General features: G+C 66.2%; 22 protein-coding genes and 1 pseudogene. 14 read left to right on the top strand and 9 right to left on the bottom strand.

The window, feature by feature from the left end:
* Positions 1 to 227: 227 nt before the first annotated feature.
* The 6 genes from CupriaWKF_RS29570 (at position 228) to CupriaWKF_RS29545 (ending at position 3,680) form a co-directional block, all read left to right on the top strand.
* Complete coding sequence (locus CupriaWKF_RS29570; protein WP_276101967.1) at positions 228 to 545, top strand: DUF4148 domain-containing protein; 318 nt, start codon at positions 228 to 230, stop codon at positions 543 to 545.
* Between the two features lie 146 nt (positions 546 to 691).
* Positions 692 to 1,213 carry a dethiobiotin synthetase gene (locus CupriaWKF_RS29565; protein WP_276101966.1) on the top strand — a complete coding sequence of 174 codons (522 nt, stop codon included), beginning with the start codon at positions 692 to 694 and terminating at the stop codon, positions 1,211 to 1,213.
* Between the two features lie 57 nt (positions 1,214 to 1,270).
* Positions 1,271 to 1,885: an RNA polymerase sigma factor gene (locus tag CupriaWKF_RS29560; RefSeq protein WP_276101965.1), complete on the top strand. Its 615-nt coding sequence runs from the start codon at positions 1,271 to 1,273 to the stop codon at positions 1,883 to 1,885.
* Positions 1,875 to 2,543 carry an anti-sigma factor gene (locus CupriaWKF_RS29555; RefSeq protein ID WP_276101964.1) on the top strand — a complete coding sequence of 223 codons (669 nt, stop codon included), beginning with the start codon at positions 1,875 to 1,877 and terminating at the stop codon, positions 2,541 to 2,543. Before CupriaWKF_RS29560 ends, CupriaWKF_RS29555 begins: the two co-directional genes overlap by 11 nt.
* A gap of 160 nt (positions 2,544 to 2,703) precedes the next feature.
* Positions 2,704 to 2,928 carry a hypothetical protein gene (locus CupriaWKF_RS29550; RefSeq protein WP_276101963.1) on the top strand — a complete coding sequence of 75 codons (225 nt, stop codon included), beginning with the start codon at positions 2,704 to 2,706 and terminating at the stop codon, positions 2,926 to 2,928.
* A gap of 188 nt (positions 2,929 to 3,116) precedes the next feature.
* A complete protein-coding gene (locus CupriaWKF_RS29545) occupies positions 3,117 to 3,680 on the top strand; it encodes a hypothetical protein (RefSeq protein ID WP_276101962.1) in 564 nt (187 codons plus the stop codon).
* A 214-nt stretch (positions 3,681 to 3,894) separates the two neighbouring features.
* Here CupriaWKF_RS29545 and CupriaWKF_RS29540 read toward each other — a convergent pair whose 3' ends face one another.
* The 3 genes from CupriaWKF_RS29540 to CupriaWKF_RS29530 form a co-directional block, all read right to left on the bottom strand.
* Positions 3,895 to 5,505 carry a peptidase S1 gene (locus CupriaWKF_RS29540; RefSeq protein ID WP_276101961.1) on the bottom strand — a complete coding sequence of 537 codons (1,611 nt, stop codon included), beginning with the start codon at positions 5,503 to 5,505 and terminating at the stop codon, positions 3,895 to 3,897.
* 49 nt (positions 5,506 to 5,554) lie between these two features.
* Entirely contained in the window at positions 5,555 to 7,210 is a 1,656-nt protein-coding gene (locus CupriaWKF_RS29535) for a S53 family peptidase (protein WP_276101960.1), read from the bottom strand.
* 934 nt (positions 7,211 to 8,144) lie between these two features.
* A complete protein-coding gene (locus CupriaWKF_RS29530) occupies positions 8,145 to 9,278 on the bottom strand; it encodes a helix-turn-helix transcriptional regulator (protein ID WP_276101959.1) in 1,134 nt (377 codons plus the stop codon).
* 808 nt (positions 9,279 to 10,086) lie between these two features.
* On the opposite strand from CupriaWKF_RS29530, the gene CupriaWKF_RS29525 reads away from it, so the two are divergent.
* Complete coding sequence (locus tag CupriaWKF_RS29525; RefSeq protein ID WP_276101958.1) at positions 10,087 to 10,527, top strand: Hsp20/alpha crystallin family protein; 441 nt, start codon at positions 10,087 to 10,089, stop codon at positions 10,525 to 10,527.
* 24 nt (positions 10,528 to 10,551) lie between these two features.
* Positions 10,552 to 10,964: pseudogene (locus CupriaWKF_RS29520) on the top strand (Hsp20/alpha crystallin family protein).
* 59 nt (positions 10,965 to 11,023) lie between these two features.
* Here CupriaWKF_RS29520 and cysN read toward each other — a convergent pair.
* A complete protein-coding gene (gene cysN, locus CupriaWKF_RS29515) occupies positions 11,024 to 12,946 on the bottom strand; it encodes a sulfate adenylyltransferase subunit CysN (protein WP_276101957.1) in 1,923 nt (640 codons plus the stop codon).
* The gene (gene cysD / locus CupriaWKF_RS29510; RefSeq protein WP_276101956.1) at positions 12,946 to 13,842 is read right to left on the bottom strand and encodes a sulfate adenylyltransferase subunit CysD; all 897 of its coding nucleotides are present in this window, start codon (positions 13,840 to 13,842) and stop codon (positions 12,946 to 12,948) included. Before cysD ends, cysN begins: the two co-directional genes overlap by 1 nt.
* Before the next feature lie 213 nt (positions 13,843 to 14,055).
* Between cysD and CupriaWKF_RS29505 the strand changes: the two genes are divergently transcribed.
* The 4 genes from CupriaWKF_RS29505 to CupriaWKF_RS29490 all read left to right on the top strand — a co-directional run bounded on the left by CupriaWKF_RS29505 (position 14,056) and on the right by CupriaWKF_RS29490 (position 18,316).
* The gene (locus tag CupriaWKF_RS29505) at positions 14,056 to 15,177 is read left to right on the top strand and encodes a DUF1214 domain-containing protein (RefSeq protein WP_276101955.1); all 1,122 of its coding nucleotides are present in this window, start codon (positions 14,056 to 14,058) and stop codon (positions 15,175 to 15,177) included.
* Positions 15,174 to 16,343: a sulfotransferase gene (locus tag CupriaWKF_RS29500; RefSeq protein ID WP_276101954.1), complete on the top strand. Its 1,170-nt coding sequence runs from the start codon at positions 15,174 to 15,176 to the stop codon at positions 16,341 to 16,343. Before CupriaWKF_RS29505 ends, CupriaWKF_RS29500 begins: the two co-directional genes overlap by 4 nt.
* Before the next feature lie 164 nt (positions 16,344 to 16,507).
* A complete protein-coding gene (locus CupriaWKF_RS29495; protein ID WP_276101953.1) occupies positions 16,508 to 17,299 on the top strand; it encodes an SDR family oxidoreductase in 792 nt (263 codons plus the stop codon).
* Between the two features lie 24 nt (positions 17,300 to 17,323).
* Positions 17,324 to 18,316: an acetyltransferase gene (locus CupriaWKF_RS29490; RefSeq protein WP_276101952.1), complete on the top strand. Its 993-nt coding sequence runs from the start codon at positions 17,324 to 17,326 to the stop codon at positions 18,314 to 18,316.
* Here CupriaWKF_RS29490 and CupriaWKF_RS29485 read toward each other — a convergent pair.
* Genes CupriaWKF_RS29485 through CupriaWKF_RS29475 form a run of 3 tightly spaced genes read right to left on the bottom strand, consistent with a single transcriptional unit; the run spans position 18,291 to position 21,220 of the window.
* Entirely contained in the window at positions 18,291 to 19,403 is a 1,113-nt protein-coding gene (locus tag CupriaWKF_RS29485) for a 3,4-dihydroxy-2-butanone-4-phosphate synthase (protein WP_276101951.1), read from the bottom strand. The genes CupriaWKF_RS29490 and CupriaWKF_RS29485 overlap by 26 nt on opposite strands.
* Positions 19,400 to 20,377: an alpha/beta hydrolase gene (locus CupriaWKF_RS29480; protein ID WP_276101950.1), complete on the bottom strand. Its 978-nt coding sequence runs from the start codon at positions 20,375 to 20,377 to the stop codon at positions 19,400 to 19,402. Before CupriaWKF_RS29480 ends, CupriaWKF_RS29485 begins: the two co-directional genes overlap by 4 nt.
* A 33-nt stretch (positions 20,378 to 20,410) precedes the next feature.
* Positions 20,411 to 21,220, bottom strand: coding sequence for an SDR family NAD(P)-dependent oxidoreductase (locus CupriaWKF_RS29475; RefSeq protein ID WP_276101949.1), 810 nt, complete (start codon positions 21,218 to 21,220; stop codon positions 20,411 to 20,413).
* Between the two features lie 399 nt (positions 21,221 to 21,619).
* Between CupriaWKF_RS29475 and CupriaWKF_RS29470 the strand changes: the two genes are divergently transcribed.
* The gene (locus CupriaWKF_RS29470) at positions 21,620 to 22,807 is read left to right on the top strand and encodes a helix-turn-helix transcriptional regulator (protein ID WP_276101948.1); all 1,188 of its coding nucleotides are present in this window, start codon (positions 21,620 to 21,622) and stop codon (positions 22,805 to 22,807) included.
* An 815-nt stretch (positions 22,808 to 23,622) separates the two neighbouring features.
* Here the strand turns inward: CupriaWKF_RS29470 and CupriaWKF_RS29465 are convergent.
* Entirely contained in the window at positions 23,623 to 23,967 is a 345-nt protein-coding gene (locus CupriaWKF_RS29465) for a VOC family protein (RefSeq protein WP_276101947.1), read from the bottom strand.
* Between the two features lie 221 nt (positions 23,968 to 24,188).
* Between CupriaWKF_RS29465 and CupriaWKF_RS29460 the strand changes: the two genes are divergently transcribed.
* Complete coding sequence (locus CupriaWKF_RS29460) at positions 24,189 to 25,340, top strand: LLM class flavin-dependent oxidoreductase (RefSeq protein ID WP_276101946.1); 1,152 nt, start codon at positions 24,189 to 24,191, stop codon at positions 25,338 to 25,340.
* The last annotated feature ends 175 nt before the right edge of the window (positions 25,341 to 25,515 follow it).

Raw genomic sequence — 25,515 nt, 5'->3', positions numbered from 1 at the left:
CCACGTATCCCGAACCGGAGCCTATGGGCGGTGTCACACGGACCCGCTTGCCTCATGCACCTGGCAAGGGGGCATTCGCTAGACTGCCGCGGCTCCCACTTTATTCCCAATCGCGTCTTGCACTCGCTTCGCGGGCCGGCGGGAATTTTGCGCACAGCCCGCTGGTTATGCATGCAAGCGCGCCAAGGACAGAGGCGCGCTTTTTTCCCCTCCCAAGGAGTTATGAGATGAAAACGAGATCGTTGAAATGGCTGTATCGCGCGCTCGCCATTGCGTCGCCCATCTACCTTGCTGCCGGCGTTGCCCAAGCACAACCCGCGGCATCGAACGACATGCCCCAGGTCACGCGCGCCGGCATCCTGAGAGAGCTCCAGGAACTGGAGGCCGTTGGCTACAACCCTGCCGCTCCCGGTGAAACCCGGTATCCGGACAATCTGCAGCAGGCATTGCAGAAGCTGGATGCGAAACATCGAGCGCAAGCCGCCACCGCGCCTGGCACCACAGCCGAGGCCGCCAGACCGGCACAGGCCACCGTCACCCAATGAAACAGGCCTGCGGGCTTCGTGGCTGCGGTGGCAAGCCACGCATCACGCAGGCGCGCGAACGTCGCGCAGCATCTTGCGGTCGAAGCCGCCTGGCCGGCCATGGATCGGGAGATCGCGAGTTTCACCATGACTGTCGGAGTTCAACCATGATTTCAACATTCCCAGACGGGCGCGGCCTGGTGCACCGCGTCCGGTATGCGAGGGTGCTGCCGGCGCTGGCTGCATCGGCCCTACTGTTCGCCTGTGCAAGTCCCGCGTGGCAATCCGTGGCGCCGGGCGCCAGCGAGGCGGAGTTGCAAGCCACGCTTGGCGCGCCGCGCGAGGTCTATCGGCTTCCGGATGGTTCCCGCCGCTGGCTCTATCCCGCGCCGGGCGAAGCCAAATGGGCAGCCCAGATCGGGCCGGATGGGCGCGTCGTCAGTGTCAGGCAGGTGCTGACCGCTGAAGAGTTCGGCATGGCCAGGATCGGCGAGTGGACCATGCAGGACGTGCTGGTCCACTTCGGGAAGCCCGCGGAAACCTCCTATTTCCCGCTGATGCGGCGGAAGGTCTGGAGCTATCGCTTTGCGCAGGACAGTGTGCAGTACTCGACCATGCACTTCTACTTCAATCCCGACGGCCTGTTGGTGCTCACGCAGGTCTTTCCGGACTTCCTGAACGAATCGTAGTCCGGAATAAATCGCGGCGGCCGACGGTAGGACAGGTGCAAGACAGAGGAGGGCACCGTGAACGCTACTGACGAGTCCAGCCATTTCGCGGAGGTAACGCTGCCGCATCTCGACGCTGCCTACAACCTGGCACGCTGGCTGAGCGGCAGCGCAAGCGACGCGGACGATATCGTGCAGGAAGCCTACTTGCGCGCGTTTCGCTTCTTCAGCACCTTTCGCGGCGGCAATGCGCGTGCCTGGCTGCTTGCCATCGTCAGGAACACGTGGTTCAGCGAATGGCGCCGGCGGTGCGACGCCGCCGACGGCACGCCCTTTGACGAAGTCCTCCATGGCGACGAGCGGCTACCCGGATGGGAGGACGATATCGGCAGCGATCCCGAAACGCTGGCGGTACGCCGTGACGATGCGCAACTGGTACACCGCGCGCTCGAACAACTCCCGGTCGAATATCGCGAGGTGCTTGTGCTGCGCGAACTGGAAGACATGAGCTATCGCGATATCGCCAGCGTCGCAGGCATTCCGATCGGCACCGTGATGTCGCGGCTGGCGCGCGGCCGCCACCTTCTCTGCACTGCAGTTCGCGCCGCGCAGATGCAAGGCCCGGGCGGCCGCATTCCACTTGCCCCTGTGCCCGTGCCGGGCCGTTCGATGGGAGCCAATCATGGACGATGACAAGGCGATGACTTCGCTGACCGATCTGTTGCGCGATGGCTCGCTTCACTACCGTGCACCACCGTACCTGCGCGCACGCGTGGAGGCCAGCCTGCCACGCAAATCGCGCCGCTTGTCGTGGCTGGCATGGCGGGTGAGCTTGATGAATCCCGCCTTGGCGCTGGCAGGTGGCGGTCTTGCCGGGGCCGCCGTTTCCGCCGTGGTGTTTGCCATGCTCTCGCTGGTGCCGCCGCAACGAACCGGCGGGATGGGTCAGGAACTCGTGACCAGCCACGTCCGCGCGCTGTTGTCGCAACACTCGATGGACGTGTTGTCAACCGATCAGCACACAGTGAAGCCCTGGTTCAACGGGCGGCTCGACTACGCGCCGCCGGTGATCCAGTTGCCGACGGGGGACTTCCCCCTGACTGGCGGCCGCGTCGACTACGTGGACCATCGCAGGGTAGCGGTCCTGATCTACCGCTACCAGCAGCACCCGATCGATCTCTATGTCTTTCCGGCGGCGAGCGGCGTCTCAACCCAGGTGGCCGATTCATCCGACGGCTACTCGATTGTCCATTGGCACCAGAAAGGCATGGACTTCTGGGCCATCAGCGACGCGGAACCGGTTCATGTGAACGCGTTCGCGCAGGCCATTCGGACCGAACTGGGCAACTGAACAGGGAATAAAGAGAATGCCGGCGCAGTTGGACAAGTGCATGACGAACCCGAAGGCATGGGGCAACGGCCTCCAGGACGCGGGCCCGACATGCACATACCGAGCGTAGCCCTGACGGCAACGCGAATGGAAGCCACCCCTGTTTCATTAGGAGACTGTCGTGAAAATCCTATCCACTGTTGTTCTCGCCGCATTGACTTCGTTCGCGGCCCTGGCCCATGCAAGCAACCTGCCTGTCGATTCCACCGACGGCAAGACGCATATCAACGCGCCGCGCGATCCCTACACCGATGGGGCCAAGGCAGGCAAATTTGACGTCTACTCGGAAGGTGCGCGGAGCGTCACGGATCGGCGCGATCCGTTCACTGACGGCGCGCACGGCTAAACCGGCATCAGGCGCGGCAAGAGAAGGGCGGGCCGAGGCCCGCCCTGGTTCGCGGATGGAGGTGGCGTAGCTTGGCAGGCGCGCCAAGCTCCGCCTCCACGCCTTCCCAATCCCCTCCCCATCCACAAAGACACCGGCGATCTGCTGGCCGATATCGCCTAAGCTATAGACGTGTTGGGGGGTGCGCTATGAAACCCGATTTGACCGCTCTGGTCCGCCCGGTGGCGACGACGATGCTCGTTCTGGGGTTTGCTGCCTGTGCCCACACGGAATTCCATCACCAGGCCTGCGTTTCTGGCGTCGATGTCACGACTGACGGTAACGATGGCGGCACGGTGACGTTCTCAGGAACGGACACCAGCCTCGTTGATTCGTGCCAGGGGGTGGGCGCCGGCCAGGGTGGTTTCTGGATTGTCAGCCTTGACCGCTCTGGGCCGGTGCGGTCGAGTCAGGACGCCACTGTTGAAGCGGCTGTCCTCGGCGGCGAGTGGCAATGGTGGCAGGCTGACGGTACCCTGCAGAGTGGCAGCGTTACCGGAGGGCGTGTGATATGGCCAGCCGATTCGCACCATGGCATCGGCAGTTGCGGCAACAGAGCTGCACAAGTCAGCGTCGCGCTTTCCGTGCTTCAGGAGCACCCGGGTATCGGCACTTTTGAGGGCTGTCTGGACTTCGCGCACGTGGACCCGACATTGCCATGGGTTGTCTTTCCGCCCAGGATTTGGGGGAGATTGACGACAAGTTCGCCATAGCGCAGTTCGGGCACCAGGATGGAGCCCGATGAGGCAAGCCGCGCTGCAACAAATGCCTGATACTCCTCCCGCTATCAAGGAGTCCGAAGACGTCACCCCGCTCGCATTGTTCCGGGCCGGCCTGTCGGACCGGGAGCCGAGCGCGTAGAGCTTCAGCCTCATGCGGCGGGCCTGATTGCTCGCGGCCCAGGCCCCCACGCGGACCCGCAAGCGCTCAGTACGGCGTCCGGCTCAACCGCCGCCGATACCGCGCCGCATAGACCGCCTGCTGCTCAGGCGCCGGCAGCGCGGCCTGGATCGCCTCCACATGCCGCTGCAAGCCCGCATAAAAGTCAGACAGGTCGGCCTTCATCGCCGTGCGCGAGTCATTGTCGAGGTAAATCATGTGGCCCGAAGGATAATTCCTGACGGTCAGCGTCGTCGCGACGCCCGCATGCGCGGCCGGCATGTTCTGGAAATTGAGGATCGTCTGGAAGAACGGCGTCACGGCGTCGTAGTAACCGTTCGCCGAGAACACCCTCAGGTAGGGGTTCAGCGCCATCGCCGCGGCCAGATCGCCGGCCGTGTAGAGGTCTTCGACGCCGCCGCGTTGCGCGCCGGTGGGGTCGACGTGGCCGAAGTTCCAGTTGAGGAAGGCCTGGTCGTTCAGGTCCATGAACGGCGAGGTCGACGTGAACTGCAGCGCCTCATTGAGATACACATTCCACATCGCCGTGTAGACGCCGCCGACGGCGGTCATGGTGGGATCGTTGCCGCCGGAATTCGGGGCGATGTATTCGGCGATGCCCGTGTCCTGCGCCGTCACGCGCCCGTCGTATGCGCCCACGGCCAGGCCCTCATCCAGCAGCAGGCTGGTCAGGAACACCGAGCCGTTTGCCGTCGACGGGTCCAGTTTCCAGTAGCGCAGGACCTCCGGCGGAATGCCGAGGATGGCGCTCAGGTACTTCAGCGCCTTCGGGTCGGACTTCGGAAAACCGGCTAGCGCGTCGACGTAGGCATCGACGGCGAACGCTTCCACGTCGTCCATGAACGCCGTCAGCGTCGCGGGCACCGGCGACAGCGTGACCTTCTTGTGGTACCACGCGTCGGCGGCGAGCGTCGGAAGCAGCCCGACGGGATTGCCCGCCTGCGAATAGTCGAGGATCGACGACTGCAGCACGATGCCGTTCAGGTCCACGCCATCCTCATGCAGCAGCCATGTCAGCACGCAGGTGCGCGGCGTGCCATAGGACTCCCCAAACAGGTACTTCGGCGAGTTCCAGCGGTTGAACACCGTCAGATAGCGCTTGATGAACTGCCTGATGCAGCCCGCGTCCTCGTCCACGCCCCAGAAGTCCTTGTTGGTGCCCGGCGCGACCGCCGCGGAATACCCGGTGCCGACGGGGTTGATGAAGACGAGGTCGGTGTGGTCGAGCAGGCAGTCCTCGTTATCTTCCAGGCCGTACGGCGCCGGCGGGGTGAAGCCGGGCATGCTGGTCCGGATCCGGCGCGGTCCGAAGGAGCCGAGCAGCAGGAAGACCGAGGACGATCCCGGGCCGCCGTTGTAGAAGAACGTCACCGGACGCGCGGACGCGGTCGCGCCATTGAGCGTGAAGGCGACATAGAACAGCTTGGCGGCCGGCATCGCGCTGCTTGGGTCCGTCGTCACCAGATGGCCGGCGCGTGCCGTGTAGGCGAGCGTCTTGCCATTGAGCTTCAGGGTGTGCTGCGTGATGGCCGCTGTCTCCGTGACGTCGGTGACCGAATCGTCAGGGCCATACCCGTATGGCGTAGTGTCGACGAGCGGTTGATCGGGCGGGACTTCCTTTCTTGTCGTCGGACTCATGGCATTGGCCTCCGTGTTCGCGATGTTCGGCTTGGCAATCCCACCGGCCTCAGACGGCGGCCAGGGCTTCGAGCAGGCCCTGGCCGTTGGGCACGCCCCAGCCGGTGACGGCGTCGAAGCCCGACGTGGCCGTATAGCCCTTGCCGGGGCTGGGACGAGAGGTGTTCTGGCCCGAGACGATGTCGCTGAAGCCCGCGCGTCCCACGTTGCCCTTGTAGAGCAGCGGCGCAAGGAAACGCTGGCGCTTGCCGGCCGGCAACGCCGCGTCGATGCGCGCCACCAGCGCGGCCCACAACGGCGCGGCGGCGCTGGTGCCGCCATCGGGCAACGGCTGGCCGTCGAGCAGCAGGTCATAGAGCGGCGGCCCGGCCAGCGCTGCCACATCGGGCACCACGCGTCCGTCCGGCGCGCCGGGATTCAGCGACCCAACCGAGACGGTTTGCCACGGCGGCCTGGCGTTCAGGACGCTCACGCCACCGCCGGTGGAGCCGCCGCCCTGTTGCGTGCGCTCGCCCGGCGCTTCCCACCACGCTACTTCCTGGGTCTTCCCGTCCGCATGCGCCACCAGCATGGTGCCGCCGACGCTCAGTACGTAGGGACTCGAGGTCGGGAACGCGACATGGCAGCGCTTGCCCGGCTGGTTGCAGCCGCTGCCGTCGTCGCCCGACGATACGCACACGGTCATGCCCTGCATCGCCGCGATCTGGAGCCGCTGGTTGATGGATGCCATCGCGCCATGGCTCCAGTCCGGCGCCTCTTCGGCGAGCCCGTAGCTGATGGACAGCGCCACCGGCAACGGCCCGCTTCCCGACGTCACTTCGTCGAGCAGGTTGATCCAGCCGCTCTCGCCCCACGTCGCGAAATACACGCCGATATCCGCCTTCGGACAGAGCCCGGCGACGATCTCGATATCCATCATCGTCTCCGCTGTCTGCATGAAGAGCAGATCCTGCAGGTCCTTGGGGAGTTCCTGGATCTCGGCCTTGAACTGCTGTTCGCTGAGCGGCGACAGGCCCACGCTTTCGATCCTCACCACGGGCTGCGGCAGGCCCTGGCGCTTGCAGAACGCGGCGACGTCCGAGGGCAGGTAGGCGGGCGGCAGCACCTGCCCGTTGCCGAGGTTCTGGCCGAACTCGGCGATGGCGACCGCCTTGCCGGCCCCATCGCCGGCGGGAAAGCGGTATTGCTTCACGAGGTCGGCCGGCGTCAGCGGGGCGGCGGCGCGCACCAGCGCTGCCGCCTGCGCATGACGCTTCGCCACCCGGCGCTGGTCCAGCCCGAACACGCCTTCCACGACGTCGGCGATCTCGGCCGGAACCATCAGCATGCCCTGGCGCGCGCGGATCTGGCCCTGTCCGGGGACCTGGTAGATGCCGAGTTCGGGGCGGAAAGCGGCGATCATCGCCGCCGCCGGCCCGCGTACCCGTATGCTGCGGCCACCTTGCTTTACCTCCACGACCTGGAGCCCATAGGCGCGCAGCACGTCCTCGACTTTGCGGACCTGTTCCGCCGACACGCCGAAGCGCTGTGCGATCTCTTGCCGCGACAATGCCTTGTCGGGCATCTGCCCCGGCGCGGGAAGCTGAGGTCCCTTGAGCGTGACGGTGACGTCGACGATCGCGTGCGGATCCACGTCGCGGACCCGGATGGCGTTGTGCGGCAGCGGCCTGCGGCTGCCAGCAAGCAGTACGTGGGTGTCCGCCATGTTGCCCTCCGACGCAGGCACTTGCCGTTCGGCGGCCGCGCGTTGCGCGACTTCCGCACCTGCCTCCGGCTTCGGCGGCAGGCTCAAACGAGCTTAGGTATTGCCTGTCGATTCGTCAAAGGCGTTCCCCTCCTGAACGTCGCTTATATCTGTGTTAATCGATTGCGAAAATGGCTTTATCGATCGATCGCGCCAGGTCCGGCAGGAGTGCGGGCTTGGCGTCCTTGCCGTGGCGACGGACAGTGGCAGAAGCGCGTCGCCTGGCGGCTGGCCATCAACGATGCGCTTCTTGTTTTCAAGCGGCTTTGGTCTCGCGATGCGTGGATGCCCATTCGACCCTGCTCCGATAACCGGCTCTTGTACGGTCCCCATGTAGGGCTCGGGTACAGCGTTCCAAAAGCGTCAGTGGTGGGACGCCTACGGCTGCGCTGCGCGCGCGTCCTAGTCGGTTTGCGACGGGCATAATCGTCGCCAGTGCCAATGGTTCGGTTTCTCTGCTTCGCTGCGGCGCGGTTTGCCTGCGGCCTGGGTGCTCAGACTAGGGCTCTGCGCGTAGCGCAGCCGAAGGCGATTACACGATGGCGGTAGCAGCAGGGGCCACGGACAGTTTCGGGGCTCGTTCAATCAGCGCTCTAATCCTGCCCACGGACGTGCACCACGCGGCAGGCAGCCGGGCACACTCTGAAGCCCATACCCGTACAACACCCGCAGCACACTACGATCAATATTCGCCCGCTAGGGCAAGCAAGTAAACGCGCTTTTTGGTTACTTTTTGTCGCTCGGACAAAAAGTGACTCGCCGGCTACGCCGGCGAAACAGCAGCGCCTGCCAAGAACGACAACCCCATCAATACCCATTCCCCGCAATCCCCAACTGGTACCTCCAGCCCAGGAAAGAACCAACGCTGAGCCTCAATTGCCTACGTTAGCCCGCCTCAAAGGACCACGCTCGAAAGCAGCATCTTCACCAGCACCGCCTGCCGCGTCGCCCCGGTCTTGGCGAAGATCCCGCGCAGGTGGGCCCGCACCGTGTTCTTCTTGACCCCAAGCCGAACGGCCGCTTCATCCAGGGTCAGCCCATCGACCATCAGCAAGGCCAGTTCGATTTCTGTCGGCGTCAGGTGGAAGAGCTTGCGCAGGCTGGCGTGCGGGTTGCGCGGCGTGCCTGCCGGATCGCGGATGAACACTACCACCGCGGGGCGGCGCGCCCTGTATTCGGTGCGGTACCTGAGCGGGATCGGGCGCACCAGTACGCTGAGCGGCGTGGGTGCCGCGGGACGGCTCAGCGTGGTGACTTCACTGCGCGGCGCGGCCAGCGCATGGGCCTGGGCGGCGTCTTCGAGGATCTTGCGGAACCTGCGGCTTTCCACCGGGCAGTGCGCGTGCAGCGCGTCGTCTGACAGATAGAGGCCGTCGCGCTCCCGCAGGAGGCGGCCGGCGACGTCGTTGCTGCGGATCGCCTTGCCATGCTCGTCGAGGATGATGGTGCCGACCAGCATTCGGTCCACGGCTTCCGCGTACAGGGCGCGCTCGGATTGCAGCGTGTCGAGCGCGGCATGCAGGTCGACCGCTCGCTTCAGGTGTGGCAGCAGGCCGAGCAGCAGTGCCTTCTCGGCTTCGCCGAAGTCCTGTCCGGCATGGCCGCGGCTCACGAACCACGCACATTCCACGCCATCCGGCGTCACCAGGTTGGCTGCCAGGATGTAGCGCAGGCCGAGCGGTTCCAGGTACTTGGTATAGAAGGGGTGCGCCAGCCAGCCGGCTTCGCCGAACAGTTCGTCGGCGCTGAAGAGACGGTCCGGATGCAGGTCCAGGAAGGGGCACAGCGCGTAATACCGCTCGCTGTAAGCGGGCTCGCCCGGCAGGTGCGGGCCGAAGCCGGAGGCGTTGACGATCAGGCCGGGTCGGTTGCTGGCGGGGTGGCGCAGCACCAGCGTGACGAAGACGGCGCCCAGGCGCTGGCGCATGCTTTCCAGGAAGCCCGCCCAGGGCATGTCCTCGGTCGGGCCCTGGTAGAGCTGGGCGAGCAGGGCGCTGAGTTCGGTGGCCGGCAGGGAGTCTGGAAGCATGATGACGGTGGCTCGATGCAGGGCAACAGGAAAAGCGGGCATCCCGCCGTTCCCATCGTACCGACCGAGGCCACCGCCTCATCGTCCGTTCGGCCTAGGGTTTCTCCCGCAGCCACGATGGATGCTATCGGGAATAGTTGCTGGAAACTATGATGCTTGCGAAGACGACGTAGCCTGCTGACTCTCTTTGTCACGGCCGTCCTGAAAGGAACCATTGTGACGGCCCGTGTCTGGTCAGGCGGATGTATCCTCAAAGGAGGATGTTATCCGGAGAGCCGGATGGATCTTGCAACTTGCGATCGATACATAGCGGACGGCCGCGCGCGCGTTCGCCGTCAAATTGCGCTCGTGAGAGAGCTGGGTGCGGATGGCCATGACACAACCTTTGCGCGCCAGCTTCTGACCGCTCTTCGAGAGACAGTCGCTGCCCAACGGCGGCATCGCGCTTTGGTCGTAGAGTTAAATGGCCATATAAAGCCACAAGGCAAGGCTGACGGCACGATCGTCGTCGGGCGAGAAGCCCTGGGCGGATTGGCGCCTTCGCGGCAGTTGTTAATACACATTCACAGCCGGCTTTGCCGCACAGGCAGCAACGCAAGACTCCGCAGCTCCCGGAAAGTACTTGAACGTGTACTTCAGTCGCCTGCGTTCTTGACGTCTTGAAATCTCGCCACAGGGCACTAGATAAGCATTGCGAAGCCGCCGCAGCCGTGCGAGCGGCATGAACCACCGGGTGTGCCAGCGGGTGGCAGGCAACCATGTGGCAATGGCCGGCGCCATCCGTGCTAACTGGAAGGAGGACCTAACCATGAGTGAATATTATTTCGGCACTGACTTGTTCAGTGAGTTCGACCGGATGCAACGGCAGATGGCGAGCCTGTTCGGCGGGTTCCCATCGAGCTTGCGATCCGGGCGTTTCGGGGCATTTCCCCCGGTCAATATCGGCACGACCGACGACACCATCGAGGTGGTCGTATTCGCCCCAGGCATGCGCGCCGACCAGATTGACGTGTCGATCGACAAGGGGCTGCTCACGATCAGCGGCGAGCGCACCGCGGCGCGGCCGGAGGGCGATGCCGAAGCGCGCGCCTACGCGCAGGAGCGCTTCTCAGGCAGTTTCCGCCGTGTGATCGAGTTGCCGCAGTCGGCCGATCCCGACAAGGTGCAGGCGCGCTACGCCAACGGCTGCCTGTCGATCAGCGTCGGCAAGCGCGAGACCTCGCGTCCGCGGGCCATTACTGTCAGCTAAATGATCGATGTCAAGGAGCGAGCCATGAATGATTCCACCCAAGTCACGCAGAACACGCAACAGGGACAGGGCGCGGTTGCGCAGCGCCGCGACACCGCACAGGCAACGACGCTGGTCCCGGCGGTCGACATCTCTACGAAACCGCCAGCGGCGTCGTGCTGTGGGCAGACTTGCCAGGTGTGCCGCGGGAAAAGCTGGAAGTGCACGTACATGACAGTCAGCTGCGCATCGAGGGCGAAGCTGTAGTGCCTACCCCGGCAGGTCTGCGCGTGCAACATGCCGAGGTGCGCCAGCCGCGCTATGCACGTACCTTTACGCTCAGTGCTGACCTGGATGCTGCTGGCATCGAGGCAAACCTGCAGGACGGTGTGCTGAAGGTGACCGTCCCGCGCCGCGAAGAGGCCAAGCCTCGGCGAATCGAAGTGTCAGCTGGCTGACGGGCCCAATGCGGAGCAGCGGTGCGGCTTGGCACCGCTGTTTCCGTTCTTTGAATCGCTTAAGGGCTGTCCCGCAGCCATGCCACGATCCGCTGCGCCGCCTGCTCCGCGGTATCGGCCGTAGTATCGATGCGCAGTTCCGGCCGCTCAGGCGGCTCGTAAGGCGAATCGATGCCGGTGAAGTTCTTCAGCTCGCCGCGGCGCGCCTTGCGATACAGGCCCTTGGGATCGCGTTGCTCGGCCACCGCCAGCGGCGTATCGATGAAGACTTCGACGAACTCGCCGTCGCCGGCTAGCGTGCGTGCCATCTCGCGTTCGGAACGGAATGGCGAGATAAACGACACCAGCACGATCAGTCCCGCATCGAGCATCAGCCTTGCCACTTCCGCCACGCGCCGGATGTTCTCGACGCGGTCCGCCTCGGAGAAGCCCAGGTCCTTGTTCAGGCCGTGGCGCACATTGTCGCCGTCGAGCAGATAGGTGTGGTGGCCGAGTGCGTGCAGGCGCTTCTCCACCAGGTTGGCGATGGTTGACTTGCCCGCGCCGGACAGCCCGGTGAACCAGACGATGCGCGGCGACTGGTGCTTGAGCGCGGCGTGGGCGCGGCGGTCCACGTCGATCGCCTGCCAGTGCACGTTCTGCGCCCGGCGCAGCGCAAAGTGGAGCATGCCGGCACCGACCGTGTTGTTGGTGAGGCGGTCGATGAGGATGAAGCCCCCCAGCTCGCGGCTGCGCGCGTAGGGATCGAACGCCACCGGCTGGTCCACGTGCAGGTTGCACACGCCGATCTCGTTCAGCTCCAGCGTGCGCGCGGCCAGGTGTTCGAGCGTGTTGACGTTGACCTTGTACTTGGGCTGCGCCACGGTCACGCCCACGGTGCGCGTGCCGAGCTTGAGCAGGTAGGGGCGCCCGGGCAGCATGGCGTCCTCGTTCATCCACACCAGCGTGGCCTCGAACTGGTCGGCCACCGCGGGCGGGTCTTCCGCGCACGCCAGCACGTCGCCGCGGCTGACGTCGATCTCGTCGGCCAGCGTCAGCGTCACGGCCTGGCCGCGCATGGCGTACTCGCATTCCCCGTCGGCGCGGACGATCGCGGTGACGCGGCTTTCGCGGCCGGAAGGCAGCGCGCGCACGCGATCGCCACGGCGGATCTCGCCCGCGCTGACCGTGCCGGCAAAGCCGCGGAAGTCCAGGTTGGGGCGGTTGACCCATTGCACCGGCAGCCGGAACGACTCGTCCTGCGCGGGCACATGGTCGATCGGCACGCTTTCCAGATGGTCCATCAGCGTCGGGCCCTGGTACCACGGCGTATTCGCGCTGGGCGCGGTGATGTTGTCGCCGCGCAGCGCCGACATCGGGATGCAGACGATATCGGTCAGGCCGATCTGCTGCGCGAACTCGCGATACTCCTTTTCGATACGCGTGTGGACGTCGCGCGAGTAGTCCACCATGTCGAGCTTGTTCACCGCCAGCACCACGCGCCGGATGCCCAGCGTCGACACCAGATAGCTGTGGCGGCGCGTCTGCGTCTGCACGCCGCGGCGCGCGTCCACCAGCAGGATGGCCAGGTCGGCGGTTGAGGCGCCAGTGACCATATTGCGCGTGTATTGCTCATGCCCGGGCGTATCGGCGACGATGAACTTGCGCTTGTCGGTGGCAAAGAAGCGGTAGGCCACGTCGATGGTAATGCCCTGTTCGCGCTCGGCGGCCAGGCCATCCACCAGCAGCGCGAAGTCCAGATTCTCGCCCTGCGTGCCCATCTTCTTCGAGTCGGCTTCGAGCTGGGCCAGCTGGTCCTCGAACAGCATCTTCGATTCATACAGCAGCCGGCCGATCAGCGTGCTCTTGCCGTCGTCGACGCTGCCGCAGGTGATGAAGCGCAGCAGGCTCTTGCTTTGCTGGGCGCGCAGGTAGTGGGCAATATCGCCCTGTGCGCCGTCCGGTTGCGCCATCGCGGGCGCATTGTCGATCAGGGTTTCCATCAGAAATATCCCTCCTGCTTCTTCTTTTCCATCGAACCGGCCGAGTCACTGTCGATCAGCCGTCCCTGGCGCTCCGACGTGGTCGCCAGCAGCATTTCCTGGATGATGCCGCCGAGCGTGTCGGCCTCGCTTTCGATCGCGCCCGTGAGCGGGTAGCAGCCCAGCGTGCGGAAACGGACCTTGCGCATCTGCGGCGTTTCTCCCGCAAGCAGCGGCAGGCGCTCGTCGTCGACCATGATCAGCGTGCCGTCGCGCTCGACCACGGGCCGCTCCTTGGCGTAGTAGAGCGGCACGATCGGGATGTCGTTGAGATAGATGTATTGCCAGATGTCCAGCTCGGTCCAGTTCGACAGCGGGAACACGCGCAGGCTTTCGCCCTTGCGCTTGCGGGTGTTGTACTGGTGCCAGAGTTCGGGGCGCTGCATCTTAGGGTCCCAGCGGTGCTGCGCGGTGCGTACCGAGAACACCCGCTCCTTGGCGCGCGACTTCTCCTCGTCGCGGCGTGCGCCGCCGAAGGCGGCATCGAAGCCATAGTGGTCCAGCGCCTGCTTCAGGCCCTGCGTCTTCCACACGTCGGTATGGACGGCCGAGCCGTGCTCGTGGGGGCTGATGTTGCGCTCCAGCCCTTCGGGGTTGATATGCACGCGCAGGTCCAGGCCCAGGCGCTCGACCGTCTGGTCGCGGAACGCGATCATCTCGCGGAACTTCCACGTGGTATCGACGTGCAGCAGCGGAAACGGCGGCTGCGCGGGATGGAAGGCCTTCATCGCAAGGTGCAGCATCACGGCGCTGTCCTTGCCGATGGAATAGAGCATGACGGGGTTTTCGCATTCCGCCACCACCTCCCGCATGATGTGGATGCTCTCCGCCTCCAGTTGCTCCAGGTGGGTCAACATCGGGATCTCCTCTTGGTTGCGCCGGCCCCGTGCAGGGATCTTGCGGTGGCCTGGCATGGGCAAAAGGTAGCGAGCCGGGGCCCTGCGCCACTTCGTCCGGGCGGACTAAGAAATGGCGGGACGGGGCGCGCATTTCCTAGTCCGCCCGGACGAGGCTGAGCCTGCCCTGCACTGGGTATCGTTGCTTCGCCGACGAACCACGGGAGCAGGCAGATGGCGACCTCCGCCGAAGACCAGTTGCTGAGCGGCCAGACCTGGGCCGAGTTTTGCGAAGTGCTCAGGCGCAGCGGACAGCAGATCCTGCGCCCGGAGGCGCCATCCGACGCGCTCACGCGCGCCGAGGGCTTCCGCTACCTGAGCCGCTTGCTGCGCATTGCGCTGGAGATGCATGTGGAATTCGCCGATCCGGCGTTTCCCGGCTTTTTCTCGCCGTCGCACGAAACCGCCAAGATCGGCGCGGACAATCCGGACAATCTCTATCGCTACGCGCGGCTGGACGGCAATGCGGAGTACCGCGTGCGCGGCCGCCGCGGCACGGTGGCCTACCTGAGCTTCGGCACGCAGAAAGGCGGCTACGAAACCGACGGGCGCATGATCCAGACCGGCTTTATCGACAGCAACAAGCTGGCGGTGGACGCGGACGGCAGCTTCGAGCTCATCCTCAGCGCGCGCCCGCACGACGGCAACTGGGTGCGGATGGAGCCGGCCACCAATGCGCTGGTGGTGCGGCAGACCTTCCTGGACCGCAAGGCGGAGACGCCGGCCGAGCTGCATATCGAGCGTCTCGACGGCAGCGGCAAGCCGCCCGCAATCAGCGCGGAGCGCCTGCACGCCGGCCTGCTGCGCGCCGCGGGCTTTGTCGAGGGCACCGCGCGCGTGTTCGCCGACTGGGCGCAGGGCTACGGCGGCCATGTCAATGCCCTGCTGCCGGCGGACCAGGCGGTGTGCCAGGCGGCCGGCGGCGATCCCAACATCTTCTATTACCACTCCAGCTGGCAGCTGGCGGACGACGAGGCGCTGGTGATCGAGGTCGAGCAGGTGCCGGCGTGCGAGTTCTGGAATTTCCAGGTCAATAACTACTGGATGGAATCGCTCGACTACCGCTACCACGATATCTGCATCAACAAGCACAGCGCCCGCCTCGATGCCAACGGCGGCGTCACCGTCATCCTCGGCGCGCGCGACCCGGGCCTGCCCAACTGGCTGGAGACTGCCGGCCATGGCAACGGCACCATGTGCTGGCGCTGGGTCGGGGCGGCGCAGCCGGTGCATCCGCGCACGCGTGTGGTCAAGCTTGTATCGCTCAGGGAGAACCTCAGGGAGAACAAGGCATGAATGCAATCAATGTGGAGCGCCTGCTCGCGCAGGCCAGCCAGCAGGCCGGTGGACTGACCGACTTCGGCCCGGGCAACTACCGCGAGGCACTGGAGGTGCTGTCCGGCTCGCTGGCGCGCGAGGCCAGGCTGTCGCCGCAGGGCGTGCAACTGCTGGAAGGCAAGCTGCAGGCGCAACTGGTGAACCGGCTGGTGATTCAGGACTACTGCAAGCGCCATCCGGAGATCCTGCAGGAACGCGTGGAAGACCCGCTGGTCATCGTCGGCCTGCCGCGCACCGGCACCACGCTGCTGCAGCGCATGCTGGCCACGGACGCGCGCTTCTGTTCCGCGGCGTGGTGGGAAACCCGCTACCCGGCGCCGCTGCCCGGCGAGGACGTGGGCGACCCCGGCCAGCGCATTGCGCTGGCGCGCGAGGAAGTCGCGCAGATGATCCGCTTCATCCCGGACATCCTCGCCATCCACCCGCTGGACGCCATGGCGGCCGACGAGGAATTCATGCTGATGGAGCATTCCTTCCTGTGCGCGATGGATTCCTACGCCAACGTGCCGGCCTACACTGCGTGGCTGCAGCGCCAGGACCGCACCGAAGTCTATGCCTACCTGAAGACCATGCTGCAGTTCCTGCAATGGCAGAAGCGGCAGCGTGGCGAGGCACCGGCGCAGCGGTGGGTACTGAAGACGCCGCAGCACCTGCATACGCTTGAGATCCTGTTCAAGGTGTTCCCGGGCGCGCAGGTCGTCCTGACCCACCGCGATCCTACGCAGACGATACCGTCGATGGCCAGCATGGCGCATACGCTGTGGAAGATGTACGCCGATGCTCCCGATGCCGTCACCGTTGGGCAGCAGTGGAGCGAGCAGTTGCGGCGCGGCACCGAGCACGCCATGGCCGTGCGCGACGGGCTGCCGGCCGACCGTTTTCTTGACGTGCGTTTCGAGGACACGGTGTGCGATCCTTTCGGCGTGGCCCGCGCGGTCTACCGCTTTGCAGGCATGCCGCTGACCGAAGCCGCGCGCGCGGGAATGTGGGCATGGATGGAAGGCAATCCGCGCAACCAGCGGGCGGCGCATGCCTATACGCCGGAACAGTTCGGCCTGAGCCAGGTGCAGCTTGAGCGCGACTTCGCTGGCTACCGGGGAAGGCATATTTTGAATCGCAATTGAGGGGATTGGGGTTTTGGTGGATTGGGGGTTGCCAGTCACCACCACGAAACCCCGCCGGCCAAGCCTGCGAAACAGCAGCGCTAGCCAAGAACGACAACCCCGTCATCACCACAATCCCGCGAAGAACCCAAAAGATCCAAAAAAACTCTGAAGGAGACAACACCATGCTACTAAAAGACAAAATCGTCATCGTGTCCGGCATCGGCCCGGGACTGGGCATCAAGCTCGCCGTGGAAGCCGCACGCGAAGGCGCCCGCGCCGTGGCCATCGCCGCGCGCACCGCGGCGAAACTGGACGAAGCCCAGACCCGTATCGACGCCCTGGGTGCCGACTGCGAAGTGCTCAAGGTCGTGACCGATATCACCGACCGCACCCAGTCCCGCCACCTGGCCACCGAGACCATGCGCCGCTTCGGCCGGATCGACGCGCTGGTCAACAGCGCCTTCCAGCACGGCAATTTCCCCGAGCCGGTGGAGGCCGCAGACCTGGATGTCTGGCGCCAGGTGTTCGACACCAACGTGTTCGGCACCATGACGCTGACGCAGGAGGTGGCGGCGCTGATGAAACCGCAGGGCGGCGGCGCCATCGTGATGATCAACACCCAGGCCACGCGCAAGCCGATGCCCGGCGAATCGGGCTACGCGGCGTCCAAGGGCGCGCTGGCGGTGGCGGTCAAGTACCTGGCGCGCGAACTCGGTCCGCACGGCATCCGCGCCAACAGCGTGTTCATGGGCTGGATGTGGGGCGCGCCAGTGCAGGGCTACGTGCGCCATGCCGCAGCCGAGCAAGGCGTCAGCGAGGACGCTATCATCGCACCCGTGGCTTCGCAGATCGCACTGGGCCACATGCCGACGGACGATGACTGCGCGCGCGCGGCGCTGTTCCTGGTGTCGGACTATGCCCGGGCGATCACCGGCGCCTCCCTGGATGCCAACGGCGGCGATTTTATGCCCTGACCCCACGACCCCTGAGCCATTGCCATGACCCGCTACATTGCCTTCAACGGCGACGCCGATGGCCTGTGCGCGCAGCAGCAGCTGCGCCTGGCTAACCCTGGCGACGTGACCCTGGTCACCGGCGTCAAGCGCGATATCCGGCTGCTCGACCGCATCGACGCCGTGCCGGGCGATTCGGTGACCGCGCTCGACATCTCGCTCGACCAGAACCGCGACGGCCTGCTGCGCTTGCTCGCGGCCGGTGCCAGCGTGGAGTACTTCGACCACCACCATGCCGGCGAAGTGCCGGCCCATGGCTGCCTGCGCACCCATATCGACGAGGGACCCGAGGTCTGCACCAGCATCCTGGTCGACCGCCACCTCGGCGGGCGCCACCGGCGCTGGGCAATCACCGCCGCGTTCGGCGACAACCTGGCTGCCGTGGCCCGGGCGCTGGCGGCGCAGTCAGGGCTCGATGCTGGCCAGATCGCCATGCTGGAGCGCCTGGGCACTTGCCTGAACTACAACGCCTATGGCGAGTGCCTGGCGGATCTGCATTTCGATCCCGCCGAACTGGCGCTCCACATGCTGCCCTTCGAGGACCCCCTGGCATTCACGGCGCAATGCGGCGCCTATGCGGCCCTGTGCGACGGCTACGAGGAAGACATGGCGCACGCGCGGCGGCTGTCGCCCGCGCATGAGGTGCCCGGTGCCGCGCTGCTGGTGCTGCCCGACGCGCCATGGGCGCGGCGCGCGATCGGTGTGCTGGCCAATGAGCTGGTGCGCGGGCGCCCCGGCGATGTGATTGGCCTGCTGTCGCCGAAGTCCGGCGGCGGCTTTGCCGTCAGCGTGCGGGTGCCGGCGCACAGCGCTACCAGCGCGGTGGACTTTTGCCGCGGCTTCGAGACCGGCGGCGGCCGGCGCCTGGCCGGTGGCATCAACCACCTTGCCGACAGCGATGTGGACCGTTTCACCCGCAGCTTTGCCGATTGTTTTGGCGGGCCTGGCCTGATCAGGCCGGCGGGACAAACTCGGTAACCTCCAGCTCGAATCCGGTGACGGCACGGTACGGCACCGGATGGCTGAGCAGTCGCAGCTTGTGCGCGCCCACGTCGCGCAGGATCTGCGCCCCGACGCCCAGTGCCCTTTGCGCGAACGCCGGCGCGGGTGCGGCCGACGGCGGCGCCGCCAGCCGCTCCACCCGCTGCTGCGGCGACTCGCGTTCATCGAGCAGCACCAGTACGCCGCAGCCCTCGGCGCCGATGCGCGCGAGCGACCGTTCCAGGTTCCAGGCGGGCAGAGCCGGCGTGCCGAAGGCCAGCACGTCGCGCTGCATTTCCACGGTCTGCACGCGTGTGAGCACGGGCTGGCGCGGATCGGGCGCACCCAGCACCAGCGCGAGATGGAGCGCGTCGACCGGCGCGTCATGGTACGCATGCACCGTGAAGCGCCCGTAAGGCGTGTCGAGTTCGCGCGTGTGCGTGCGGCGCAGTGAGCCTTCGGTCAGCAGGCGGTGGTGGATCAGCCCGCTGATCGAAACCGCCGGCAGGCCGTGGCGCCGGGCAAAGGCCAGCAGGCCGGGGCCGCGCAGCAGGTCGCCGTCATCGTCGAGCAGCATGGCATACGAACCGGCCGCAACGCGTCCTGCCAGCCTGGGCAGGTCGGAGCAGGCCTCGGCGAAGCCGGCGCGGCGCAGCACGCCGTCCGGCTGTGCCACCACCGGGAAAACATGGCCCGGCTGCACCAGGTCGTGCGGCTGCGCATGCGCGGCTGCCGCCACGCGCAGCGTCAGGGCCCGGTCCGCGGCGGAAATGCCGGTGCTGACGCCCGTGGCCGCTTCGATCGACACCGTGTAGCGTTCGCGCTGGCGCTGGTTGGCCGCCATCGGCGGCAGCTGCAGCCGCTGGCGGCGCGCTTCGGTGATCGCCATGCACACCAGGCCGCGCGCCTCGGCGGCCATGAAGTTGACGTCGGCCTCGGTGGCGCGCTCGGCCGCAACCAGTACGCAGCCGGTGGCTTCGTCGGCTTCGTCTTCGATCACCACCACGCGCTGGCCCGCGGCCAGTGCCGCCAGTACGTCTGACATAGCGTCGGCCATCGGCGGCAGTACGTTGGCCGCGCTCATGCTGCCTCCTGGCGGCTAGCACTGCTGTTGTCACTCCAGGCCTGGCGCAGTGCCGCCGCCGTCGCATCCAGCGCATCGCTCGCGGCGTCGATTGCGCCCTGCATGCTCATGAAGCCATGGAACTGGCCGGGCCAGCGCCGCACGGTGGCGCTGCCGCCGGCGCGCTGCAAGGCCTCGCCATAGGCTTCGCCCTGGTCGCGCAGCGGGTCGAATTCGGCGGTGATGATGGTGGCAGGCGGCAAGCCGTGCAGGTCGCGCTGGTGCAGCGGGCTGGCGCGAACGTCGGCGGCGTCCGCGCGATGGGCCAGGTATTGGGCGCGGTACCAGTCCAGTTCCGCCGCGCTGAGGAAGTAGCCCTCGCTGCATGCGCGATAGCTGGCGCTGCCGGTGGCGGCGTCGGTGCAGTCCAGGTAGGGGTAGAGCAAGAGCTGGTGCCGCAGCGCGATGCCGCTGCCACGCAGTTGTTGGCATGCCACGGCGGCAAGGTTGCCGCCGGCGCTGTCGCCGGCCACGGCGATCCGGGCCGGGTCGGCGCCCAGTTGCGCCGCATGCGCGGCGGACCAGCGCACGGCCGCGACAGCGTCTTCGGCGGCGGCCGGGAAGCGTGCCTCGGGGGCCAGGCGGTAGTCCACCGACAGCACCAGCGCACCGCTGCGGCGCGCCAGGGTGCGGCAGATGTTGTCGTGCGAATCGAGTCCGCACAGGACAAAGCCCCCGCCGTGGAAATAGACCACCAGCGGCAGCCCCGCGCTGTCATCGGACCGATGGTCGGGCCGGTAAAGGCGGGCCGGCAGCGGCCCGTCGGCACCCTCGATGGTGAGGTCCTGTTGCGCGGCGATGGCGTCGCCGGGCGCGAAGCCAGGCATGGCCGCCAGCGCGGCGCGGTAGTCGGCGGCGCGCAGCGTTGTGAAGTCGGGGCGGGGCATGGCGGCCATGGCCTCCAGCATGGCGCGGGCCTGGGGATCGAGCGGCATCTTGTCTCCTGCTATGTATTGGGGAAGTCTGCTTCAGAGCGAGAATGCCGGCGGTGTGCCGGCGGCAATGCCTTGCGCGCGCGCCATCGCCGCGTGCACGGCCTGCTCGTGCGGCAGGATCCAGAACTGTCCGGCCGCCACGCCATCCAGGATCACGCGCGCGGCCTCGTCAGGGGGCAGGCCGGCGGCGATGCCGCCGCGCAGCGCACCGTTCATCTGGTTCACTTCCTCCGGCCCGGCGCCGTTCAGGTCCGCCGCGATGCTGGTGGCCACCGGGCCGGGGCAGACCACGGACACCTTGACCGGCATACCGGCCGCCTGCAGTTCCAGCGCCAGCCCTTCGCTCAGTGCGACCACGCCCTGCTTGGACAGCGTGTAGGGCGCCAGCCATGGTCCGACGGCCAGGCCGGCCATTGACGCGATATTGACGATATGACCCGAGCCTTGCGCCGCCATGCGCGGCACGAAGCAGCGCAGCGCGTGCAGCACGCTCCACAGGTTGACGCGCAGCACGCGCTCGAACACCTCCGGCGCCAGTTCCCAGCAACGGCCGGTGGCGAGCACGCCGGCGTTGTTGATGAGCAGGTCGATATGGCCCAGGCGCAGGAAGCTCTCGGCGCACAAGTGCTCGATCTGCCGCGCGTCGGACACATCGGTAGGAATGGCGATCACGGTCGCCCCCTGGGCAGCAAGCGCCGCGCGCGTCGCTTCGAGCGCTTCGGCGTCGATATCCGCCAGCGCCAGCGCATATCCCTGCGCGGCCAGGGCCTGTGCCAGCGCGCGGCCGATGCCGCCGCCCGCTCCGGTGATTACTGCGGCCTGCAGCCGCGGGTTTGCCGCCATGGTGGTCGTTCTCCGTGGAAAGAGGGCGGCGCGGATCGACGCCCATGGCTGTCTTTTAGCGGCGGCACGCCGGCGTGGCATCGTCTGTTTGGGTAGGGCGCAGGGGCGCCATGCGATGGCTAGGGTTTGCCCTTGGCCAGGTAAGCCTGGGTCTGTCCTTAGTCTGTTTGGAGTATGTCTTCGCGCCGCGGGCGCGTGACGATTTGCCCTGTCCCGCGAGACTAGTCCGGCCCGCACCCGGAGCCGGTTTCGACTAGGGCAAACCATGAAGGCAAGGGGCAAGCCGCGACCCCTTGCCGTCCCTATAATCGGGGCACAAAAAAGGGCCAGAGAGCCCGCAGCAGGCCAGCCGTCCGGCATGCCCGGGGCGCTGCGCACGCCACAATGGAGACAGAGGAAATGCTGATGGAGGTTAGCCACAACCAGGCCGCCGCACACCTGTTCGCGCAAACGACGGTGTCGCTGTCGGAATTCAGCGCGCTGCTGGGCGACATCTACCAGGGCCCGATGGAGCAGGTGCCCTGGGGCAAGGCGCTGGAGCACATCCGCCGCCAGCTCAACGCCAACTACGCCACGCTGATCCTGCGTTCGCCGGCCACCGACCGGCCCGGGCTGATGGTCAATGTGTCCGAGCACGGGGGCTCGACGCTTGCGGGCGAGACCTCCTACAACAACTACTACTACGCGCTCGATCCCTTCATCGGCCTGCCGTCGGACCGCGTGGTGACGATCGACGAACACCTCGGGCCGGGCGTGTGGTGTCAGAGCGAGATCTACCAGCAGTTCCTGAAGGACGTTGGCATCCGCTACATCCTCGGTGCCGACCTGCGCACCGATGACGGCGTGGAATGCCGCTTCCGCCTGTGCCGCAATATCGACAGCCCGAATTTCTCCACCGCGGACAAGGCCTTGTGCACGGCGCTGCTGCCGCATCTGAAGCGCGCGGTGGATCTGCACTCGCGCATCGACGTGGTGGAATCGGAGCGCACCGTCTATGCCAGCGCCATCGACCGCATGCTGGTCGGCATGGTGATCCTCGACGAATCCGGCACCATCATCAAGACCAACGCCGCCGCCGACGAGATCCTTGGCGCCAGGGACGGCATCCGCATCTCCAAGGGCGGGCTGGACGTGGAATACGGCCAGGAGAACCGCAAGTTCCAGCGGCTGCTGCGCCAGGCGATGATGGGCCACCTGGGCACCACGCCGGCGCTGATGGAAGCGATGTCGATCACGCGCCCGTCGGGCAACGCCCGGCTGGGCGTGCTGATCCGCACGATCCCGCTCAGCGAGTGGTCGGAGGACAATCGCAAGCGTCCGGCGTGCGTGGTGTTTATCCGTGATCCGGAGCGGCGCTCGCAGGCTTCCCACGACGTGGTGCGCCAGCTGTTTGATTTCACGCCGGCGGAAACGCAGCTGGCGCTGCAGCTTGCCAATGGGCTTACGCTTGATGAAGCCGCTGATGAACTGGGCATCAGCAAGAACACGGCACGCGCGCATCTGCGGGCGATTTTCTCCAAGACTGGCGTGACCCGTCAGGCTACGTTGGTGCGGATGCTGTTGAGTAGTGTGATTTCGTTGGGATGAAGGTTGGTTCTTGGGATGGAGTTGGTTGTCGTTCCTGGCATGCGCCGCTGTTTCGCCGGCGTAGCCGGCGACCTACTTCTTGTCCGAGCGACAAGAAGTAGGCAAGAAGCGCGTTTACTTGCCCTAGCGGGCGAATATTGATCGTAGTGTGCTGCGGGTGTTGTACGGGTATGGGCTTCAGAGTCTGCCTGGCTGCCTGCCGCGTGGTGCACGTCCGTGGGCAGGATTAGAGCGCTGATTGAACGAGCCCCGAAACTGTCCGTGGTCCCTGCTCCTGGCAGGTATCGCATCATCGCCTTCGCTGCGCTACGCGCGGCTCAGTAGCCTGGGCACGCAGGCCGCAGCCAACTCATCCCCCAGCAGTTTGCTCGCGCGCATCGCCATGCGCGAGGGAACAGACCTTCGGTGCCAGCGACGTTGATGCCTGTGGCCGACCGACTAGGACGCGCGCGCAGCGCAGCCGAAGGCGTCCGACCACTGACGCTGTTGGAACGCTGTACCCGAGCCCTACATGGGGATCGTACAAGAGCCGGTTATCGCAGGCACTGGTTCTGAATCACTATGCGTAGCAGGGTCGAACGGGCAACCAAGCCTCGCGAGACCAAAGCCGCTTGAACACAAGAAGCGTATCGTTGATGGCCAGCCGCCAGGCGACGCGCTTCTTGCCTACTTCTTGTCGCTCGGACAAGAAGTAGGTCGCCGGCTACGCCGGCGAAACAGCGGCGCCCGCCAAGCACGACGAGCCAGTCATAGCCACAAAGCCCCCGCCGGCTACGCCGGCGAAACAGCAGCGCTTGCCAAGCACGACACACCAATCAACGCTTCCCGCTGAGCACCAGTGCAAAACCCTGCGGGGTCTGCAGCACCGCGCGCGTCTCATGCGGACCCGGCGCCGCAGGCATCGTCACGGTGGCACCCGCATCCACCAGCCGCGCAATGGCTGCGTCGATCTCCTGTCCTTCCCCCACCCTGAACGCCAGCGCCGGCTGCTCCACCAGTCTCTCTTCGCCGGCCACAAGCGCCAGCGTCAAAGCCCCCGCATCGAGCGCGCAATAGCGGTCGCCGTCGCGAAACTTCACAGGCAGCCCGAGCCCTTCGGTGAAAAACGGCAGCGCGGTGTCGATATCCGCGACGGGGTAAAGCAATAGTCTGGCTTGCATGATGTCCTTGGTCCCTTCGATGAACGGGCGTGATGTTGAACTGAGGCCCGCGGCCAATGATAGGGATGCGCCATCGAGTGCTCATAATCCAATCAGACGATGTTGCAACGCCTTGCGCCGACCACACTGCAAGCACACAGGCCGCTTCCGGCCCGAGGCGCGGCATCCGGCGGCGTCCCGGCGGCGGTCCTGAACCATCAATGCCAGGGAAGGGGACTGCAATGCGTTTTTCGCTGATCTATGAAGCACAGACCGTCGATGCCTCGCGCGCCGGCGACCACAAGGTGTTCGATGAAATCATGGAACAGGTGGTGCTGGCCGAGGACATGGGCTTTGACGTGGTCTGGGCGGTCGAGCACACCGCGCTGACCAACTACGCGCATATGAGCGCGCCCGAAACGTTCCTGGCCTTCGTCGCCGGCCGCACGCAGCGCATCGGCATCGGCCACGGCGTGGTATGCCTGCCGCCCGCGATGAACCATCCGGTCAAGGTGGCCGAGCGCATCGCCACGCTCGACATCCTCTCCGGCGGCCGCGTGCACTTCGGCGTGGGCAAGGGCGGCACCCAGCAGGAGGCCGGCACCTTCGGCTACGACCTGAACAGCCTGTACCCGATGATCGACGAGTCGATGTACCTGATCCCGAAGATCCTGACGCAGGACGAGATCGAGCACGACGGCGAGTTCATCAAGATCCCGCGCCGTCCGATCCACCCGAAGCCGCGCCAGGACCCGCACCCGCTGATGTACCTGGCCTGCACCAATGCCGACACGCTGCAACGCGCCGGCGCGCGCGGCATGGGCGCGCTGGTGCTCGGCTTCGGCGGCCCCGAGGATGTCGCCAAGAAGAACGAGATTTACCGCAGCGCGTGGGCGAGCCGCAAGGCCGAGGACCAGGTCGGCTTCCGCCCGCACCAGCACCTGGCGGCACTGTGCCCGACCATCGTGCTCGACGATGGCCTGGCCGCGCGCAAGATCGGCATCAAGGGGCAGCGCTATTTCATGGAATCGCTGTCGTACTGGTACGCCGGCGGCGAGCGCCCCGACCCGTCGAAGTGGGACGACGAGCATGTCACCGCTACTGACGCGCAGGGCAAGGCCGTCATCAACACCAGGTTCGCATCCGAGAAGGTCTCGGTGGACTTCAGCGACCCGTCGATGATGATGCTGAACCCGAACCACGCCTACGGCACCGTGGATGACTGCATCGGCTACGTGCAGCGCCTGATCGACGCCGGTGCCGACGAGATCCTGTTCATCTGCCAGATGGGCACGGTGCCGCAATGGGCGCAGCTCGAAACCATCCGCAATATCGGCGAGCACGTGATTCCGCACTTCCGCAAGCAGGGCCGCAAGCTGAGCGCGGTGGCCTGAGCGCGCAAGCGTTTGCTTCCCGTGGGGGCGAGACCCTCTCCGGCTTGCGGGAGAGGGCCAGCGCCGCCACGAAGTGCCACACGCCAGATCGCAAAGACAGCTAGTCCCATCAGACGATGGCACCCGGCCCACCCGGTGCAAACATCAACGCCAGCACAAGACAAGACCACAAGGA

This window comes from Cupriavidus sp. WKF15 (assembly GCF_029278605.1).
Classification (GTDB): Bacteria; Pseudomonadota; Gammaproteobacteria; order Burkholderiales; family Burkholderiaceae; genus Cupriavidus.
Note: the sequence above shows the minus strand (reverse complement) of the source record. Positions and strands in the feature narration are given on the sequence as shown.